Annotated in this window: 16 protein-coding genes, 1 tRNA gene and 2 pseudogenes; 8 read left to right on the top strand and 11 right to left on the bottom strand. The window is 70.3% G+C overall.

All coding sequences use genetic code 11. The annotated features are described in order from the left end of the window. Positions 1-258: 258 nt before the first annotated feature. Positions 259-404: pseudogene (locus tag ACFZCP_RS38515) on the bottom strand (DNA helicase); the annotation flags it as partial. A 1117-nt stretch (positions 405-1521) separates the two neighbouring features. Here ACFZCP_RS38515 and ACFZCP_RS38510 point away from each other — a divergent pair. Next, positions 1522-2319 (top strand): hypothetical protein, encoded by a 798-nt coding sequence (locus ACFZCP_RS38510; protein ID WP_391438618.1) that lies wholly within the window; start codon positions 1522-1524, stop codon positions 2317-2319. A 407-nt stretch (positions 2320-2726) separates the two neighbouring features. Then, positions 2727-2803, top strand: a tRNA-Met gene (locus ACFZCP_RS38505). Positions 2804-3360: 557 nt separating this feature from the next. Here the strand turns inward: ACFZCP_RS38505 and ACFZCP_RS38500 are convergent. Continuing rightward, entirely contained in the window at positions 3361-3774 is a 414-nt protein-coding gene (locus ACFZCP_RS38500; RefSeq protein ID WP_391438616.1) for a DUF4345 family protein, read from the bottom strand. Positions 3775-3864: 90 nt separating this feature from the next. On the opposite strand from ACFZCP_RS38500, the gene ACFZCP_RS38495 reads away from it, so the two are divergent. Further along, on the top strand, positions 3865-4494 hold the full coding sequence (locus tag ACFZCP_RS38495; RefSeq protein WP_391438614.1) for a TetR family transcriptional regulator: 630 nt from the start codon (positions 3865-3867) through the stop codon (positions 4492-4494). A 163-nt stretch (positions 4495-4657) separates the two neighbouring features. Here the strand turns inward: ACFZCP_RS38495 and ACFZCP_RS38490 are convergent, their stop codons facing one another. Further along, complete coding sequence (locus ACFZCP_RS38490) at positions 4658-5455, bottom strand: alpha/beta fold hydrolase (RefSeq protein WP_391438612.1); 798 nt, start codon at positions 5453-5455, stop codon at positions 4658-4660. 226 nt (positions 5456-5681) lie between these two features. Between ACFZCP_RS38490 and ACFZCP_RS38485 the strand changes: the two genes are divergently transcribed. Next, entirely contained in the window at positions 5682-6698 is a 1017-nt protein-coding gene (locus ACFZCP_RS38485) for an AsnC family transcriptional regulator (protein WP_391438608.1), read from the top strand. A 416-nt stretch (positions 6699-7114) separates the two neighbouring features. On the opposite strand, the gene ACFZCP_RS38480 is transcribed toward ACFZCP_RS38485, so the two are convergent. Then, positions 7115-7468 carry a peptidoglycan-binding protein gene (locus tag ACFZCP_RS38480; RefSeq protein WP_391438606.1) on the bottom strand — a complete coding sequence of 118 codons (354 nt, stop codon included), beginning with the start codon at positions 7466-7468 and terminating at the stop codon, positions 7115-7117. A 363-nt stretch (positions 7469-7831) separates the two neighbouring features. Between ACFZCP_RS38480 and ACFZCP_RS38475 the strand changes: the two genes are divergently transcribed. Beyond that, positions 7832-8662, top strand: coding sequence for a DUF5937 family protein (locus tag ACFZCP_RS38475; protein WP_391438603.1), 831 nt, complete (start codon positions 7832-7834; stop codon positions 8660-8662). A 307-nt stretch (positions 8663-8969) separates the two neighbouring features. On the opposite strand, the gene ACFZCP_RS38470 is transcribed toward ACFZCP_RS38475, so the two are convergent. From ACFZCP_RS38470 to ACFZCP_RS38460, 3 genes are all read right to left on the bottom strand, one after another. After that, positions 8970-9362, bottom strand: coding sequence for a hypothetical protein (locus tag ACFZCP_RS38470; protein ID WP_391438601.1), 393 nt, complete (start codon positions 9360-9362; stop codon positions 8970-8972). A 28-nt stretch (positions 9363-9390) separates the two neighbouring features. Next, a complete protein-coding gene (locus tag ACFZCP_RS38465; protein WP_391438598.1) occupies positions 9391-9618 on the bottom strand; it encodes a hypothetical protein in 228 nt (75 codons plus the stop codon). Positions 9619-10079: 461 nt separating this feature from the next. Continuing rightward, positions 10080-10772 (bottom strand): VOC family protein, encoded by a 693-nt coding sequence (locus tag ACFZCP_RS38460; protein ID WP_391438595.1) that lies wholly within the window; start codon positions 10770-10772, stop codon positions 10080-10082. A gap of 203 nt (positions 10773-10975) precedes the next feature. Here ACFZCP_RS38460 and ACFZCP_RS38455 point away from each other — a divergent pair. Both ACFZCP_RS38455 and ACFZCP_RS38450 read left to right on the top strand, forming a co-directional pair. After that, positions 10976-11366, top strand: a pseudogene (locus tag ACFZCP_RS38455) (transposase); the annotation flags it as partial. A gap of 117 nt (positions 11367-11483) precedes the next feature. Continuing rightward, complete coding sequence (locus ACFZCP_RS38450) at positions 11484-12275, top strand: alpha/beta fold hydrolase (protein ID WP_391438592.1); 792 nt, start codon at positions 11484-11486, stop codon at positions 12273-12275. Between the two features lie 533 nt (positions 12276-12808). On the opposite strand, the gene ACFZCP_RS38445 is transcribed toward ACFZCP_RS38450, so the two are convergent. The 4 genes from ACFZCP_RS38445 to ACFZCP_RS38430 are packed head-to-tail and all read right to left on the bottom strand — an operon-like array spanning position 12809 to position 16597. Next, on the bottom strand, positions 12809-13477 hold the full coding sequence (locus ACFZCP_RS38445; protein WP_362701340.1) for a response regulator transcription factor: 669 nt from the start codon (positions 13475-13477) through the stop codon (positions 12809-12811). After that, complete coding sequence (locus tag ACFZCP_RS38440; RefSeq protein ID WP_391438810.1) at positions 13474-14742, bottom strand: histidine kinase; 1269 nt, start codon at positions 14740-14742, stop codon at positions 13474-13476. The genes ACFZCP_RS38445 and ACFZCP_RS38440 overlap by 4 nt, the downstream gene beginning before the upstream one ends. A 59-nt stretch (positions 14743-14801) precedes the next feature. Then, positions 14802-15662, bottom strand: coding sequence for an ABC transporter permease (locus ACFZCP_RS38435; RefSeq protein WP_391438587.1), 861 nt, complete (start codon positions 15660-15662; stop codon positions 14802-14804). After that, entirely contained in the window at positions 15659-16597 is a 939-nt protein-coding gene (locus ACFZCP_RS38430; protein WP_391438584.1) for an ATP-binding cassette domain-containing protein, read from the bottom strand. The genes ACFZCP_RS38435 and ACFZCP_RS38430 overlap by 4 nt, the downstream gene beginning before the upstream one ends. Positions 16598-17409: 812 nt before the next feature. On the opposite strand from ACFZCP_RS38430, the gene ACFZCP_RS38425 reads away from it, so the two are divergent. Next, positions 17410-17655, top strand: a complete 246-nt coding sequence (locus ACFZCP_RS38425; RefSeq protein ID WP_391438581.1) for a hypothetical protein — start codon at positions 17410-17412, stop codon at positions 17653-17655. The last annotated feature ends 472 nt before the right edge of the window (positions 17656-18127 follow it).

Below are 18127 nucleotides of genomic sequence, written 5' to 3'. Positions count from 1 at the left end.
TACCGATGTCCTTGATCCCATGAACACATGTCCGTGGGGGGCGAGTGTGCATTGCCCTCACCAGTGCCGGACACTGCGCCTGCCGCTCCCTCGCCCAGCACTTCACCGCTCCGCCGCCGAACGCCCCTTCGCCACAGCCGTTGTGGACGAGGCCAACGGCACCGGACCAGGTACCTGACCTTGACTGCACCACAGGGGACTTGTCCCCGGCGTCGGGCCACCGGGGCCAAGCCCTCAAGGGCTCCTCCGACAGTGCCAGTCGACGCCGGGGGGGGCGACCGGGTTGACCGGTGGCTGAAGGTCTCGGCCGGCGGGGTCATGGGCGGAGTGGTCCTGCAGGCCGCCCAGTTGGGGAAGAGGACCAGTTCGGGGTGGTGGGTTCGGCGGTCTTCTTTGAGATCGCGGGGCGATTCGCAACGGGCCAGCCCGGCCCGTAGAACGTTCAGGGCACCCACGGTGTCAGCGTGCACGTTGTGGCCGCACGAGAGGCCGTGGAACTTCTCCTGTGTGGGCCCGTTGTCCTCGGCGGTGTGGCCGAAGCGGGGCACCGGCGTGAGGGGTCACGGGGGTTGACAGCCATCACTTCCCGCCCGGCCCATGCTGCCTTGGCGGTGAGGATCTGGAGGAACACCCCTCCATCCAGCGTCAGCGATCGAATGTTGAGCCCAGCCTTGGCGGTGGCACCGTCTTCCTCGCCGATGCGGCACGACCGGATACGAGGTGCCTGGCATGACGGACTGCACACGCCTCCCGGAACCCCACGCCTCCTCCCTCCTGGGGGGAAGCGGTCCTGGTTCCCCTGAACGCCGTGCGGACATCTCACGCCCCCAGGAGGCCCGCGCCTTCCGCGAAGCCGTCCCTCACTTCAGTCAGGGCAATGCCCCGCCCTGTACGTCGCCCGCGCCCTGGCCGCGATCCACGGCGCCGTCCCCGCCGGCACCGAGCCGACGGCGGCGCCGTGGTCCGCCAAGCCGTCCGCACCGCCCCGCCTCCACCGCGTCGGTCGGGCCACACGGCGTGACGGGAGCCGGCCGCCCCCTGGCGCGTGTCGCGCGGGACGACGGCGCCCGTCGGCGCGATGCCGCCTTGGCCGTCGCAGGCTTCGCCGAGAGTCACCGCGGCCGATCAGAGTGACCGCTTCGCAACCGCCGGGATGCCCAAGCAGTGCGGGTGGCATCGGACGGCCGTCGCCGATGCCGGTCGGACTCGCTCGCAGCGACGTGTCCGACTGTCCCGCCGTCCGGCTGCCCCGCAGTCCCGCAGTCCCGCAGTCCCGCAGTCCCGCAGTCCCGCAGTCCCGCAGTCCGACTGTTCGGCTGTTCGGCTGTTCGGCTGTTCGGCTGTTCGGCTGTTCGGCTGTTCGGCCGAAGCAACAAGGTGACGTGCCGGGTGTCGCGCGCGGGGAAGGCTTCGGCCTGTGATCATGCGGCTCTGGCTGCAGGTGATCGACGAGGAGTTCCAGCCCGCGGGATGTATGGACCCGCCGAGCGGCGCTCGCCCTAACGCGTTGTAGGTGATGTGGTGAACTGGTTGACCTCGCTGCCGGCCCTGGTGCTGGTCGTGAGCTGGCTCCTGCTCGCTTTGCTGGTCGCGGCCCTGGCGCGGGTCGGGGTCCGGGCGCTGGTACCGGCCGGGGAACAGGAGCGGGTACCGCAGATCGCCATGCCCTTGATGCCCACACTCGGCGCAGCCTTCGCGATCTTTGCGGCCCTCTCGCTGGCCAGCGAGGCCGGCTATCTGCGCGCTGCGGAGGGCTTGGTGAGCGACGAGGCGGCCTCAGCGTCTCGTCTCGCGTGGGCGGCGACCAGTCCGCAAGTCCAGTCGGAGCCGATTCATGGGGCGCTGCGGGACTACCTGCAGACCACGCGAGCCAGGGAGTGGAAGGGCGCGGCAGCGGCGTCCGGTGAGGATCCGGCCACCGCTCGCGCCATCGCACGGCTGGAGCGGAGCGTACGCACCGAGGCGGCGCGGCCCGAGCTGGGGTCGCCGGCGAGTACGGAGCTGCTGGTCTCCCTGGACGGCGTCACCAGTAGTCGGCGCGCTCGTGTTGCGGCCGCCTCGCGGGACGTTCCCACGCTCTACGTCGTCACGCTTGTGGTGAGCGGACTGGCCCTGATCGTGAACGCGGGCGCACTGACCTTCCGCAGCAGCCTGCGAACGTCACTGCTCATCACAGGCGTCGGGAGCGTGGTCGGACTCAGCCTGGCACTGCTCTTCGCACTGAGCGCACCGTGGAACGGACCGTTCATCGTGAGCGGGCATCCGCTGGACGCCGTCGTCGGGGATCTGGGGTCCGGCTTCTTCCACAGCAGGTCGTAGGCGGACCAACGACACGTCCCCGGGCGTGAAAGCAGGGAGAGTTGACGGCGGACATCTCTTTGGGAGGAGGCGCGCGCACCGACGTCGGTGGTCGCGCACCCCTGGCGAGGGCGCCGCGGACGGGCGGGGAAACGGACGGACGGGGCCACGGTCTCACCGGGCGCGGCAGCAGCCGGGGCACCCCGGGGTGGCGTTGGCGGTCGTCGGGATGAGGAGGGCGGCGAATGCGGCGGCAGCGGCAGCGGTACGGGTGAACCGCACGAGCAGGAATCCTCTCGAACATCACAGACTGCGGCGCGTTGTCGAGGCGGCCTTCACGTCCCCTGCAGGCGCCTGGCGCGCACCTCCTGCCCGGCCCGTGTCCGGGCAAGCCCTGCCCTGGGCATGGCGTAGGCTGGGCGCACCGACGCGGGGTGGAGCAGCTCGGTAGCTCGCTGGGCTCATAACCCAGAGGTCGCAGGTTCAAATCCTGTCCCCGCTACCAACGCACCGGCCCCCTCGAACCTACATCGAGGGGGCCGAAAGCATGTGGGGCACCGCTCCTGCGGATGGTCCTGCGGAGTGAACCGGCGCCGGCAAGCTCGCTCTCAGCGGATGCGGAAGACGTCGCTGGGCAGTCGGCACCGGCCCCGCTCGGGCGCCGACGCTTCGAGTGCGGGCCATCAGCGCGTCGGGCAGGATGCCATCGGGCGCACCGGCTGTGCGCAGCAGTTCACGCACACCTTCGGCCTTGTCCCAGCGAATGCCGGTCCGGGCACGCAGCTCCAAGATCCATCGGTCGATCTCCGGGGCCTCGCCCGGGTCGAAGCGGACCGTCAGGTCGAAGCGGACCGTCAGGTCGAAGCGGACCGTCAGCGGGACGGCGCCCTCTGCTTTCGGGGGCGAGCCGCGGAGCTGTGCCGTACGTCGTCATGCCTGACCCACGAGTCGCCCCGCTGCAGGGCTTCTCCAGACCCCCAGGGTGTCGACGATTACTCATTTCCTCACCGGCGACACCGGTTTCCCCGCCCAAGCGTTCGATCCGGGCGGCCTCGCGAGCGTTCATCCCTCAGCAGGCACGGCCTCCACGCCGCTGCGCTGGGCCCGCTCCTCTGCATCAGCCAGCCAGAAGAAGACCGGCGGCAGGCTGAGCTCGATCACCGCCAGCACGATCTGGAACCACTGCGGCCAGCCGTGCACGGCGAGCGAGAGCAGCCGGCCCACCCCGCCCAGGAGGAATACGCCGGCCAGCCACCGCACCGCCCGAGCCGGGATCGGCCGCTGCTGCGCCGCCCACAGCCACGCCAGCCCGTAGCCGACGAAGCTGGCCCCCATGAACCGGCCCCAGCTGTCGACCGTCGTGCCGGCAGAACCGGCTCCGGGGATCGCCGCATTGCCGAGGAGCACGTGGAACAGGCCGATCGCCACACACGACCAGCCCATCAGCTGCATGAGTGCACGCAGAGTCCTTGCCATGGTCCCTCCAAGCCGTCCCGGCCGAGCTTAGTTGACATGTGTCTACTAGACTGGGTGCGCTAGTAGACACATGTCAAGTAGTCTTCGCTCGTGTCCCCCCGCCAGCGACTCAGCCCCGCCGACCGCCGTGCCCAGCTCCTCACCGTCGGAGCGCGGCTCTTCGCCGCGCGCCCGTACGACGACGTGCTGATGGAGGAGGTCGCCGAAGAGGCCGGTGTCTCGCGAGCCCTGCTCTACCGTCACTTCCCCAGCAAGCACGCCCTCTTCGCGGCCGTCTACCAGCAGGCCGCGCACCAGCTGCTCGCCGAGACCCGGCTCGACCCGGCCGATTCCCTGGTGGAGCAGCTCATCCAGGGTATGGACGTCCATCTCGACTACTTCGTGGCCAACCGCAATGCCGTCCTCGCCGCGAACCGGGTCCTCGCGGGCGACCCCGTGGTCCAGACGATCATGACGAACGAACTGGACGCGCTGCGAGCCCGACTGCTGGCAGTACTCCCACTCGCGGACGAGAGCGCCCGTGAGGCCGTGTCCGCCGTCCTGAAAAGCTGGCTGGTCTTCGTCCAGGTCCTCTGCGTCGACTGGCTCACCCACGAGACCTGCACCCGCACCCAGCTGCGCGACGTCTGCATCGGCGCGGTTCTCGGCGCCCTCCGGCCGCTGCTCACCGAAGACCCTGCCCCCGAGTGGCCGCCACAGCGCCCCCACGCCAGCGCATAGGGCTCGCCCCACAACAGGGGTGGGGCCCCCTGGTGCACTGCCGGCGGATCGCGCCCTAGCGTTTGAGTGGGGGAAACTGATGCTGCCGGTGGGGAATTACGTGACGTTCGACGTTCCACATCGTCCCAGCCGTTGGTCACATCGATCGAGCCGGCGATCTTCCTCACCGTGGATCGCGGGGATGCAGATGGTTCTCCAGGAACGAGATCTGCGCCGCGACGGCCAGTTCGTGCGACTCGAGGAACGGGGCGTAGTGGCGGCCCGTCAGGTGAACCACGGTGGACCCCGGCGCGTTCCGGGCCGCACGGACGGCGGGGCCGGAGAGCACACTCTGGTCCTGGTCGCAGACGACCACCAGCAGCGGGCACCGTATCCGGGAGGCGTGGCGGCCGGGCCGGTACCGGCCGATCTGCAGGGCGATCCGTGCGGCAACGGTCTGCTCCCAGCCGGTGTGGCGATGGTCGGGATCCAGGGCCCGGTCGCCGTCCATGGCGTCGGCCGTGGTGAGCGAGGCGACCGCGCCGCGCGCTCCGGCGGTCGGGACCAGCAGCGGCGGCCGTCCGGCGAGGCCCCCCAGCGCGTCCGCGACGCCCCGGCCGAAGAGACGGAGCGCCGCGAGGGGGGTCATGGAGCGCAGCGCGTGGGGGGCGATGGCTGGGCCGTCGACCAGTGGGGTCTGTGCGATCGCGCAGGCCAGTCGCGGGTGGTCGGCCGCGACTCGGAAGACGTGGCCGCCCGCGAGCGAGAAGCCCCAGATGGAGATCCTGTCCGGGTCGACGTCGGGCAGAGCGGCCGCGCACTCGATCGCGGCGTGCCAGTCGGCGACCTGCTCGTCGAAGCGGACGATCTGGCGCGGCGCGCCCCCGCTCTCGCCGAACCGTCGGTGGTCGAAGGCCAGGACCGCGAAACCGGCGTCGTTGAACCGTGCGGCGAACAGGTCCGAGGCCGGTTCCTTCGTCACCGAGGTTCCGCCGGCCATGATCACGCAGCCGCCGTTGACACCCGGATAGTGCCAGGCGGCACACGAAGTGTCACCACTGGCGAAACGTACTTTTTCCCGTTGCTCGAACCCTGACACATGGACCTCCGTGGTGAATCCGCCACTCTCGGGGGGATGCCGTCCATGCTGGGGGCGAGGTCCCCGAGACGGGCTCCGCACGGCGACGCAATGGGCGAAACTTGCTTCCATGGCGCGCGCATCGGCGGATTCCGAACTGAGCCTCATGGATCAGCGGCTGGTGGCCGCGTTGCAGTGCAACGGCCGCCTCACCGCGGAGCGGGCGGCCCACGTGCTGGGACTCAGCCCCGCCACCGTGCGGCGCCGCCTGCACGCACTCGGCGCCGACGGTACCGTGCGCGTGGTGATCTCACCGGTCGCCCGACCGCGGGGCGGCGGCGCGGCCGGGGCCCTGTTCCTGCGCATCCGGGTCCTGCGGGGAAAGCTCGACACCATCGTGGCCGCGCTCGCGGCGCGCGAGGACATCCCGTTCATCGACGTCACCACCTCGGGTGACGAGATCTTCGCGGTCGCCCGCACCGAGCCGGGTTCACGCGATCCGCTGGTCTTCCGCCAACTGCCTTCCACCCAGGCGGTGACGTCCCTTCAGAGCGCCACGATCCTGCACGTCTTCCGGCTCACCTCCGAGTGGCGCCACCACGTGCTGACTGCGCCCGAACGCGCGGCGCTGAGCCCGGCCGGGCCGGTCCCCGGGGCGGCCGCCTCCGGTTCCCCGGGCCCGTACGGCGTCGACACCGATGCCCTGGAACAGTCCCTCATCGACGCCCTCACCCCCGACGCACGCCTGACCTCTGCGGCCCTGGCCGCGCGCACCGGCCACCCGGAGAGCACGGTGCGCCGCCGCCTCGCCCAACTGGCCGCCCAGGGCCGTCTGATCACCCAGGTCCTGGTCGATCCGCGCCGCCTCGGGCTGCCCATCGAGGCCAAGCTCCTGCTGCACGTGCCCCCCGACCACCTGGCCGCCGCCGGGCAGGCCTTGGCCGACCACCCCTCGGTGCACGGCGCGTTCGCAACATCGGGACCCTCGAACCTGCACGCGGCCGCGTACTTCCCGGACCTGACCACCCTCTACGGCTTCCTCTCCCGGGATCTGGCCGGCCTGGGCATCACCCACGTCGAGACAGCCATCGTCAGCCGCGCCGCCAAACGCACTCCCGCACCGGTCCAGCCGGTCCCGTCGAGGTGAGGCGCCCTCGTGAGCGGGCAGATCCGCGGCGGTGACCGGTACCGCGAACCCACAACCGCGGAACGCAACCGCTGCTCATGACCACCGGGATCTGCCCGGACGGGGCACATGATCACGCGGAATTGCTCAAGCAACCGCAGAACCTCGACCGCGGCCCTTGTCCAGATGATGCCTGCCGGCTCGGATACTTCGTTCGGGCGGGTTCATGCTCCGCCGGACAGCCCGCCTCACACCCCCGCTGAGGCGGGCCTTTCCTGCATCACGAGTGTCGACCGCACGCCGATCGGGCCGGCCCACCCCGTCGTCCGGGCCGCGCCCTTCTCGACGCGATGGGTACACCGGACGGCAGGGCGTCACCCCGGGACTTCCCAGAATGCGGCCGTGGCCGACGTGGACCGACGGCGCAGGGAATCAGCTCAGCTCTTGAGAGCCGTCCATGTGTCGGGACCGACGACGCCGTCGACGGCGAGAGGCCACCAGGCCTGGAACTGCTTCACCGCCTTGGCGGTGTTGCTTCCGAAGCTGCCGTCGACGGCACCGGGGTTGAAGCCCCAGTACTTCAGCAGGCACTGCAGTTCCTTGACGGCGCTCCCGGTCGAGCCGTACCGCAGGACGGGCTGGGCCGTGGTGAAGTTGCAGCCGTGCACCATCGGCGCCACGACGCCGGACGACGGTGCGGAGACCGCCGCCTGAGCTGCCGGTGCGACGGCCAGTCCGCTGCCGAGTGCCGCCGTGGCTACCAGCAGCAGGAACTGCTTGCGTATACGCATGGCTGTAAGACCTCCTGGTCGTCGCGGCGAGGAGATGCCGGATGACACCCGTGCCCGCCGCGATCCGCTGTGTGCTTTCAGCTTCCGCAGCGGCCGGGAAAAGCTCGACCTGATTCGGCCTTGCCCGAACAACGACATACAGGGAAAGTCGCCCGGGACCGGGCAATACGGGGACTCAGGAAGACCATGGTGTATCGGATTCACTTCAGCGTCGAAGATCTGGCGCGCACCCGGATCGCCGCAGAGCCAAGACCATTGCTCGAACTCAGCACTGCGGTACGACAGTTGCAGTGCACGGAGCATCCGGTACGCATGGGGCCCTGGCGCCGCCGGGCATTCTCGAGGCTGAGGCCCGACGCGCGTATGGTGCTGGACCTGATCCCGCCGCGGGGCTGGGTTCCGGACTTCATCACCCCTTCCGGCCCGGGTACACCGCAGGAGCTCCTCGAGCGGGTTCGCGCGACGACGCGGGCCAAGGCGGGCGCCGACCTGCAGCGCGTCGCCGAGCACCGGAGTCTGCCGTCGTGGACCCGTCGCCTGGCCGACGACCCTGAGGCGCTGCGCCTCGTCGCCGACAGCCTTCAGCACGTCTACGACTGTCTGCTGGACCCGCACTGGCGGCGCATCACGGCGGTGACCACCGCGGACAGTGCCTCCAGGGCACGGCACGTGCTGCGGGACGGGATGGAAGGCGTCCTGGCGCGGGTGAATCCGCGCAGGGTGCGCTGGAATCCACCCGTCCTGGAAGTCCTGATGGCATCGGGGACCAACGGAGACCTGCACCTGGAGGGCCGCGGCCTGCTTCTGGTGTCGTCGGTGTTCGGGGTCGACGCACCGGTGATCGATCCCGACGCCGAACCACAGCCCTTCCTCACCTATCCCGTCGGCGCGGCCCACGGCTCGTCCGGTGCCCTGTTCCCCGGCACTGTGCTGAGCCCTCACTCCCCTGCCGCCCGTTCTCTGGCCTCACTGCTGGGGCCCACCAGGGCCGCAGTGCTGACAGCGGTGGCGAACCACCCGGGCTGTTCCACCAAGGAACTGGCGGCAGCCGTGGGCATCGCCCCGGCCAGCGCCAGCGAACACGCCACCACGCTCCGCGCCGCAGGACTGCTCCACACCGTCCGCCACGGCACCGCCGCCGCGCACAGCACCACCGACGCAGCCCAGATCCTCCTCCAGGCCTCAGGTGCCTGAGCGGAGCGGGAGCGGACGGGAGTCTGAAGAGTGAGCTGCCCATCAGCTGCCGCGAGGACCCTTCAAGGCCCCACCGCAGACCACCGGACTCCGCGTCCCTGGCGGCCGCCACGGGGCGAAAGCCCACTACCGGAGCCGACACGACGAGCACGCCTACCGGCACGCCGCCGCCCAGCGCAATCTCTTCAACCGGCTGCTCGGACAGCTCTACCACTGCCTCGGAAACCCCCGACTGTTCGACGATTTCACCGCTTTCCCGCCTTCGGGCGAAGCCGTTGGTGCGGTGGCCGCATGGGCCGAGGACCGATCAAGCCGGAGGCGTCACCCAGGGAGCCAGGCGTTCCCCGACTCCCAGGTTCTCGCGCCAGTACCGGAAGACGGTTCCCTGGACGATGTCGAGCCGTCCCGCCGCGACCAGCCCGGAGGCGAGACTCGGCCCGCCCGCATCGGCCTCGAAGGCAATCAGTACGGGAGGTGTCTCACCGACCTGCCGGGCAATGAGTCGGACCTCGTCAGGCGTCGGCACACGAAACACCGGGTCTTGGAAGGCGGCCGGGCACGTGACGAAGACCGGGTCGCTGAACACCAGCTCCAGGCCGTGGGCGTACGAGATGTCGTGCCCGGCGCCCAGACGCAACCGCCCGGGGGCCCAGTCGACAATGTCCCAGTCCCACCACGACCCTTCGGGAAGCTCGATCACGGCTCCTTGCCCGCCCTGACCATGGCCGTCAATCGGGAATCACCAAGCCGAGCTCACGCAGTCGCGGAACGCAGATCTCCAGACCCGCCTCCAGAGAGTCAGTGTCCGCGCGAACCAGGAGATCATCGCGAAACGGAGCCCCGCTCGCGACGAAGGTCCAGGGCTTCGTCGCATCGCGCATGCGCTCGGCGTCGACCTTGAACATCACCGTCACACCCTGCTCTGCCAACGGCTCGACGACCCGCGCTACGTCCATCACATCCCCATCCCCTGCCTGAAGTCGAACAGCCAGCAGGCTACGCCGGCCTCTCCCGACCCCGACTTGACCGCTTGGCACCGTGAGGTGTTCATGCGGCTGTGGTCGAAAGCGAAGTGATCGGCTGTCGAGGGGGCCGACCGGTGGTGAGTAGGCGCCGGGCAGAGGGAGCAATCACCCTCTCCGTCGGCACCCGGGGTATTGGGGTCCGTCCCGGATGCTGCTTCACACGGGAAGCGCAGGTCGCGAACCGCAAGAAGCGCGGCTCCCACGGTGGCCGGCCACCGAAGTTCGACAAGGCCGACTACAAGGAGCGCCACGCGGTGGAATGCGGAATCAATCGCCTCAAGCGCCACCGCGCGGTCGCCACGAGATACGACAAGCTCGCCGTCCGCTGCGAGGCGACCGTGCTGGTGGCAGCCATCAACGAGTGGCTGTGAGCAGCGCGGTCGAAGGAAGTTTCAGCCGTCTCGACCCTGCCATGTGGTCATGCAGGCTTCGTTCCCCTCCAGGTCGGCAAGCACCCAGAAAGCCGGGGCACGGGCCGCGGACACAAGTCGGCCCCCAGCCGCCAGTGCGGTCTCGATCCGCCGGGATGCCTCGTCATGCGGAACACAGATGTCGAAGTGGATGCGATTGCGCTGTGGGCGCGCCCGGTCCATCTGCTGGAACCAGATGGCAGGGCCCTGCCCGACCGGGTCGATGAGCGGATCCTCCGGTCCCTCGGCACCCGCCTCATCCGTATAGCCCAGCACCGCCTTCCAGAACGGCCGAATCCCGGCGATGTTCAGTGCATCAATCGCGATCTCCAGCACCTGGACGGACCGCTGTGCCCCCGTTCCGATTTCGGGTTCTGCCAGAAGCCCGGCCCTGTCAGCGGTGGCGGAGATCTGACGTGCGAGTTCGACATCCCGGGTTGTAACCGCTGCGCGGTCCCACGACTGCAGAGTGAAGACGACCCGATCGGGGCGGACATCGACCCGAAGGTGCCGGTCGGCGTCGTCGCCGCACACCGCGACAGTGTCCGCCGCCAAGCCCATCGCCTGAGCCAGCGATCTGACCCGGACCGACGTTCGCAAAGTGCCCAGCAAGAAGCGCCACCCGTAGTCCTGGACCGCCTCTGATGCTTCCCGCCGACTCAACATCTGCTCCATGGCCACATCCTTGCAGCCCCCCGCTGTCGGCACCGCCTGCCAGTACTTCTAAAACAGGCCCTAGCTTGATCTTTAGCGGCCGACGTCGAATGGTGCCTCGAGCTTGATCACTCGGTCCGGTAAACGCCGTACGTCAAAGCGGCCTTCGCCTGAACATGTGCTCCGACCAAGGAACACACACGTCCAGCACGAAGGCCACCAGGATGAGTCTGCTGCATCGCGATGCCCGGCAAGAGGCATCGGCTGAACTGTCATGCCTGCGGGGCGAGTTCCACTCCTGTCACACCGCTCGTTCGGATGCGTTGTTCGAGCTGCCTGACGCCGTTCTGTGCGGCGACGGGCCAGTGAGATCGCTGGCCGAGCTGTCGCTGATCGGCGAACACCGCCGCGGTCATGGCGGGCTCTACGCCGCCGTCGCCCGTGGCCGGGTCGATACCGGCCGGCTGCGCGGGCCCTGGCCGCGGTGCCACTGCCACCGCCCGACAGCTGCGTGACCTTCTCCACCGACTGATCACCGCCGGGCAGTGGCAGGGAGGCGACCCCGACGTCCTCGTCATCGCGGATGCCGGATACGACGCTCCCCGCCTTGCGTTCGGGCGGCGGCATAACCGGAAGCTGCCCCCGGTCCCTTTTCGCCGCGACATCCTCTGCGTGAAGTCGGGATCGCGGTTAGGTTGACGGGATCTGCTGTCAACCCGTCAGAGGCGGACGATGAAACCGAGGGTCCTGCTCAACGAGGTGAAGGGTGAGGGGCCGCCGGTCGTCCTGGTGCCCGGCGGGCTCACCGGATGGGTGTCGTGGACGCCCCTCGCGGACGCCCTGTCGGCGAGACGCAGGACCATCAGGGTGCAGCCGATCCACAACGAGCTCGGCTCGGCCGGCGAGCGCGGGGACGCCGGGTACACCGCGGCAATCGAGCGTGAATCGCTTTACATGACCATGGACGCCCTCGGCATCGAGAGCGCCGACTTCGCGGGGTGGTCCGCTGGTGGGCGAGCCCTCGTCGAGTTCGCCCTGGCCCATCCGGAGCGGGTGAGGACACTGACGCTCGTGGAGCCCGCGGCGTACTGGATCCTCGACGGCCTCGGCGGGTCCGACCCCGAGGTCGCGCGGTTGAACCGGTTCCTGCATGCGCTGGCCGGACAGGACGTGAACGAGGACGACCTGGCCGAGTTCCTCGAACTCGCCGGACTCACGCCGTCGAAGGACCAGGCCCGCACCCATCCCGCCTGGCCGCGCTGGGTCCCGCACCGGATGGCCCTGTCCTGGAGCTCGGAGCAGGCCGACCGGCCCCACCGCAACGTCGCCGAACTCGGGGACATCCGGAGCCCCGTCCTCCTGGTCCACGGCTCCGCGACCACTGACTGGCTCAAGCGGGTCGTCGCCGTCCTCGACGAACGGCTGCCCGATACACGGGTTCTCGAACTGCCCGGCGACCACGCGTCCCACCTCGAGAACCCGGACGCATTCCTCGCTGCGTTGGAGCGACACCTGGCTCAGTGAGCCGGGGTCGGATACCGACGAAGGCAGCCTGAGGAACTGTCGCGCGGTGACCCGTACCGTGGGTTCGAGTCCCATGCTCCCTGCAGCGGAACGGCCCCGCACCGGCAACGACGGTCAAGGGCCGTCAGCTTGTGCCAGCCTCGGTCGAGATCTGCCGCCGACCGCCCTTGACCACTGCTGACCGCCCGTTCCGGCGCGGATCTGGCATGCGGCAGTAGGAGCGTGGGTTAGTAACGGGCAGCCCGCGCTTCCTGTGATATTTCATGCCGGATGAACCTGGTATGCATGGGTTGGGGATGGAACCCCGAGGGCTCGCTGATCGGCTCCCCGGCGACCGGGAACACAGCCCCGCAGCCGCACCGCGGATCAGGGACACTGGCTGCAACCGCGCCGGGTGTTCCCGCCCGTTCGGTCGAGGTGTGGACACCGACTCCCGCTGTCTGACGAGGCGCTCGCGTCGTCGGTGCCGTCGTGGGCGTTGGAGTCGGCCCACCGTGGTGCACAACGGACGTCTCCATGGCCGATGCGTCGGTTCAGCCCGCCCGGGGCCGGGTCAGGCCGTGGTCGTAGGCGAAGATCACCGCCTGGATGCGGTCGCGGGCGCCGATCTTGGACAGGACGCGGCCGACATGGGTCTTCACCGTGGACTCCGACAGGACGAAACGCGTGGCGATCTCGCTGTTGGTCCAGCCCTTGCCGATGGCGACGAGGATCTCGCGTTCGCGGTCGGTGAGGGCACTCAGGCGCGGATCCTCGGCGGAGCCGTCGCCGCCGGGCGGTACGAGACGCGCGAACTCGTGCAGCAGACGGCGGGTGAGCGCGGGCGCGATGACAGCGTCGCCAAGAGCGACGGCACGGATGCCCGCGAGAAGCTCCTCGGGGCGGGCGTCCTTGAGCAGGAAGCCGCTGGCCCCGGCACGCAGGGCCGCATAGACGTACTCGTCGAGGTCGAAGGTGGTCAGGACGAGGACCCGGGAACGGCCGCCCGTGGCGACGACACGGCGCGTGGCCTCGATTCCGTCCATGCCCGGCATGCGTACGTCCATGAGGATGACATCAGGGCGCAGTTCGGCGGCCATGCGCACGGCCTCGGCTCCGTGCGCGGCCTCGCCGACCACCTCCGTCTCGGGCACGGAGTCCAGGAGCATGCGGAAGCCGTACCGCTGGAGTGGCTGGTCATCCACGATGAGCACGGTGGTCACCCGGCAGCACCGCCCTGGGACGCGAGGTCGAGTGCGGCCCGAACCGTCCACCCCGGGCCTGCAGGTCCTGCGGTGATGTGTCCGCCGTAGAGAGCTGCTCGTTCTCGCATGCCCACCAGGCCGTGTCCTTCCTCGTTCGCCGTGCCGGGACGTACGGCCGGGGCAGGCGGGCCGGAGTCCTGGACGGTGATGGTCAGCCGTGTGTCCTCCACGACGATCGCCAGGGTCGCACGGGCACCGGCGCCGGCGTGTTTGAGGGTGTTCGTCAGGGCCTCCTGGACGATGCGGTAGACCGTCAGCTGCACCCCGCTGTCGAGGACGTCGACGTGTCCGGCCGTACGGTAGACGACCTCCAGGCCCGCCGCGCGTACCCCCTCGCACAGCGCGTCGATGTCCGCGAGGCCGGGCTGCGGGCTCAGCTCGGGCTCGGCCCGCGGGCCGTCCGCCTCGCGCAGTACGCCGAGCACCCGCCGCAGTTCGCTCAGTGCCTGGCGACCGGTGTCGCCGATGAGGTGCAGGGCCTCCTTTCCCCGCTCCGGGGCGGCGTCGGAGGCGTAGGCACCGGCGTCGGCGAGCGTGATGATCACGGACAGGTTGTGGCCGACGATGTCGTGCATCTCACGGGCCACCCGCGCCCGCTCGGCCGCGACGGCGAGCCTGCCGCGCTGATCGCGTTCGACCTCCAGGCGGGCCGCACGGTCGCGCAGCCCGGCCAGCTGAGCCCGCCGGATGCGGATCATCAGGCCGAGCGCGAGAGCCGCGGTCGCCGTGCTGAGCAGGAAGAACAGCGCGTCCCAGACCGACACCGCCGCCGACGCGCGCGCCGCCACCAGGCCCAGCGCGCCCGCCATGCCCGCACAGGCCCACGGCAGCTGCCGCAGCCGCCCGTGCAGGGCCAGGCTGTACAGAGCGACGAAGAGGGCGACGTCCGCACGGAGTACGGCGCCGAGCGACCACTGGAGGACGAACACGGCCGTGACGGCGCCGAACGCGACGGCGGGCGCCCGGCGTCGCCACAGCAGCGGCAGCACCAGCCCGGCCTGCAGGACCAGCATGCCCGCCACGGGCAACCGGGTGAACACCATGCGGAAGCGGCGCGGGCCGTCGCCGTCGCCGTCCCCGCCGACCGCATGCAGCAGGTCCGGCAGACAGAACAGCAGGAAGACCAGGACCACCACCGCGGTGTCCAGTGCCCAAGGACGGGCCCGGTCGGCGTGCCGGAGCCGCTGGCCGACCCGGCCGAGCCGGGCGACCAGCGGCCCCATCCCGCTGAGATCTTCGGAGGTCACGGAAGTCACCGACCCATGATGCAGGTGGCTGCTGCTCACACGTCGCTGCGCACCAGCCGGTAGGCCGCCCCTGCCAGCGCCAGTGCCGTCCACGCGAGGAAGACCAGAAGCCCGGCGGAGGGCGACAGGGTGGTGGAGTCATGGGTCAGCGCGAAGATCGACTCGCCCGCGTTGCTGGGCAGGTAGGGGTTGATGTCGTCCTGCCACGACGTGGGCAGCAGGGAGACCAGTCCGGGCACCAGCATGAGGGCGGCCACCAGGACCGAGATGCCGCCGGCGACGGACCGCAGCAGCGCCCCGAGGGCGGCGCCGATCACGCCGACCAGGCCGAGGTAGAGCCCGGCGCCCAGCAGGCTGCGTACGACGCCGGCGTGCCCGAGGCCCATGGCGGCGGGCGTGCCGGACACGATCTGGCTGCCGACGAGGAACGCGGCGAACGCGCCGACGGTGGCGACCGCCAGCGCGACCACTCCGTACACGGCCGCCTTCGACCACAGCACGGGCAGCCTGCGTGGCACCGCCGCCAGGGTCGAGCGGATCATGCCGGTGGAGTACTCGCCCGCCGTGACCAGCACGCCGAGCACGCCGAGGGCGAGCTGGGCGAAGTTGGTGCCGAAGAGGGACAGGCTCACGGCCGTCGCGGAGGCGAAGTCGCGGTCCATGTGCCGACCGGAGTCGAGATTGGACTTGTAGTGGCTCGCGGCGATGACGCCGAAGGCGACGAGGAACAGCAGGCCAAGGCCGAGGGTGATCCAGGTGGAGCGCAGGGACCAGAGCTTGGCCCACTCCGAGGACAGCACGCGTCGGCCGGTCACCCGGTAGGCGGGCCGGGCCTGAGCGGTCGGCACGGTCTCGGGGGTCTCGGGGCTCTCGGGGGTTGCCGTGAGGGTGCTCATGCCGCGCTCCCGGGGGTCTCGGTGCCCGTCGTGGAGCCGTGGTATTCCACGGCGTCCCTGGTCAGCTCCATGAACGCCTCCTCCAGCGACACCGCCTTCGTGGTCAGCTCGAACAGCGGGATCCCGTGCTCGGCCGCCTTCAGCCCGATCTCGCGGGCCGGCATCCCGGTCACCTGCAGTTCCTCGGAGCCGATGCGGCCGGTGATCTCCACGCCCGGGCCGGCCAGCACGTCCCGCAGCCGTCCAGGGTCCTGCGTCGCCACCTTCACCGTGTCGCCGCCCGCCTCGCGCACCAGGTCCTGCACGGTCGTGTCGGCCAGCAGCCGGCCACGTCCGACGACGATCAGGTGATCCGCGACCAGCGCTACCTCGGTCATCAGGTGCGAGGAGACGAAGACCGTGCGTCCCTCGGCCGCGAGGGAGGTGAGCAGGTTCCGGATCCAGAGGACGCCCTCGGGGTCCAGTCCGTTGACCGGCTCGTCCAGCATCACCGTCTGCGGATCGCCGAGCAGGGCGGCCGCTATGCCGAGCCGCTGGCCCATGCCGAGGGAGAAGGCACCGGCCCGCTTCTTGGCGACGCTGCCGAGACCGGCGAGTTCGACGACCTCGTCGACCCGGCGGCGCGGTATGCCGTGGGTCAGCGCGAGCGCGCGGAGGTGGTTGTAGGCGGAGCGTCCCGGGTGGATCGACTTCGCCTCCAGCAGCGCCCCGACCTCCTGAAGCGGCGCCTGGTGGCGGGCGTAACGCTGTCCGTTCACCGTGACGGAGCCGCTCGTCGGCGCGTCCAGGCCGACGATCACGCGCATCGTCGTGGACTTCCCCGCACCGTTGGGCCCGAGGAAGCCGGTCACCGTGCCCGGTTTCACGGTGAAGTCCAGGCCGTCGACGGCTGTCTTCTCCCCGTACCTCTTGGTGAGCTGTTGTACGTCGATCATTCGCGTTCTCTCTCTCGGGCTGCGGCATCCGGCACGCCTGACGCCTCTTCCGCAACGCTAGGACCGCGATGCCCCGGATCCGGTGGTACCGGGGGGCTGAAGAGAGCAGGGCGGGTGGTACCGGGGTACTACGCCCCGGTGCTGTGTGCAGAGAGCGGTTGCGAGGGTGCAGGGCCGACCCGATCGCCGGCCAGGCAGCATGAGCCGGCGGGCGCGAGCAGTGGGCGCACGGCCGCTGTCGTCGTACCGCCCGGCCGGCGTCCGTGTTCCGCAGCAGTCCGCAGCCCGTAGCCCGTAGCCCGTAGCGAGGACCGGCCGGAGCGAGGACCGGCCGGAGCAGGTGCGGGTTGTCGGGCAGCGTGGTGGTGATCAGATCGGAACCGCGCTCGCGCTGCTGTTGTTCATGCCGCGGGCGAGCTTGAGCGACGATGTCGCGGGGCGTCCCGTCTCAGCAGGCGCGCGGCTCCGCGGCCGGCCGTGCATGACAGCAGGCAGACGCTCGCCGCCACGGCCGGCGCGGCGGCGAGCTGGATCTGCTGGGCCACCTGGTCGGCGGCGACGAGGTCTTCGCCTTTCAGGATGCCGCCGATCGGGCGGACGTGTGCAAGCCGATCAACGCAGCGCACACAGCAAGCGCAGCGGCCAGGTTGTTGTCGTGGCGGTGTGAGTACACGCGCGTACGAAGGTGAGTAGGTGACCCGATCCTCCGGCCCTGGCGGCCGTGATGCGGTGGTCGCATGCTTCCCGACGACGTACAACCGAACGACGCTCCAACACGGCTTGCCCACCCGACGTGGTGGAAGGCGCCTCTCGTGACCTCCCTGCTCGGCCTGCCGTTCCTCGTGTGGGAGTACATCTGGTTCCGGTCCGAGGACGGCCTCGGCGCCCTCGGGGGAATTTTCTACTGGTCGGCCGGCCTGCTCACCCTCTCCTGGGCCCTGCCGCACCGCCGCGCCCTGCGGACACCGCGCATGCTGGCCGCCGGCGCCGGGCTCGGATGCGTGCTCCTTCCGATCCTGTTCGCGCTGGCACTGGGCGCGGCCATGAACGGAGGCTGACGCAACCGGGTGCCGCGCCGCATCCCTGGGCCGCGTCCCGCACCGTCCGCGCGCGGAAGCGGTACTCGCCCGGGTGAGTGCCACCCACAGACCGCCTGCGAACTGCAGACGGTGAGCGCCCTGGCCCACCAGCCCACTGCGCTGCCTCGGGCCCGAGCCCTGTCCCGGCCAATGGCCGTGGAGCGCTGCCCCGAGGAAATGCGCCGCAGCGCTCGGCCGCGCCGGGGGGCGCCAGGAGCGCGAATCCCGAAGTCCTGCGTCGCGCCCGGGAAATCTCCAACACCCGCCGCGAGAGCCGGGCCTTCCTGCCCGGCTCCCTCGCCTGCGCGCTGCGCTTCCTGCACCCACCCTCGGAGTCCTGGCGCACCAGCCCGTAGCCGCTCTCGATGGCGCGGAGGGCTGCCTTCTGGGGGTGCGCGAGCCCGTATTCCCTCCAGTCGTGGGCGGGGACGAGCATGATGTCGACGCGGAC

Source organism: Streptomyces sp. NPDC007971 (assembly GCF_042958635.1).
GTDB lineage: Bacteria > Actinomycetota > Actinomycetes > Streptomycetales > Streptomycetaceae > Streptomyces.
This window is presented reverse-complemented; position numbering and strand designations above follow the sequence as displayed.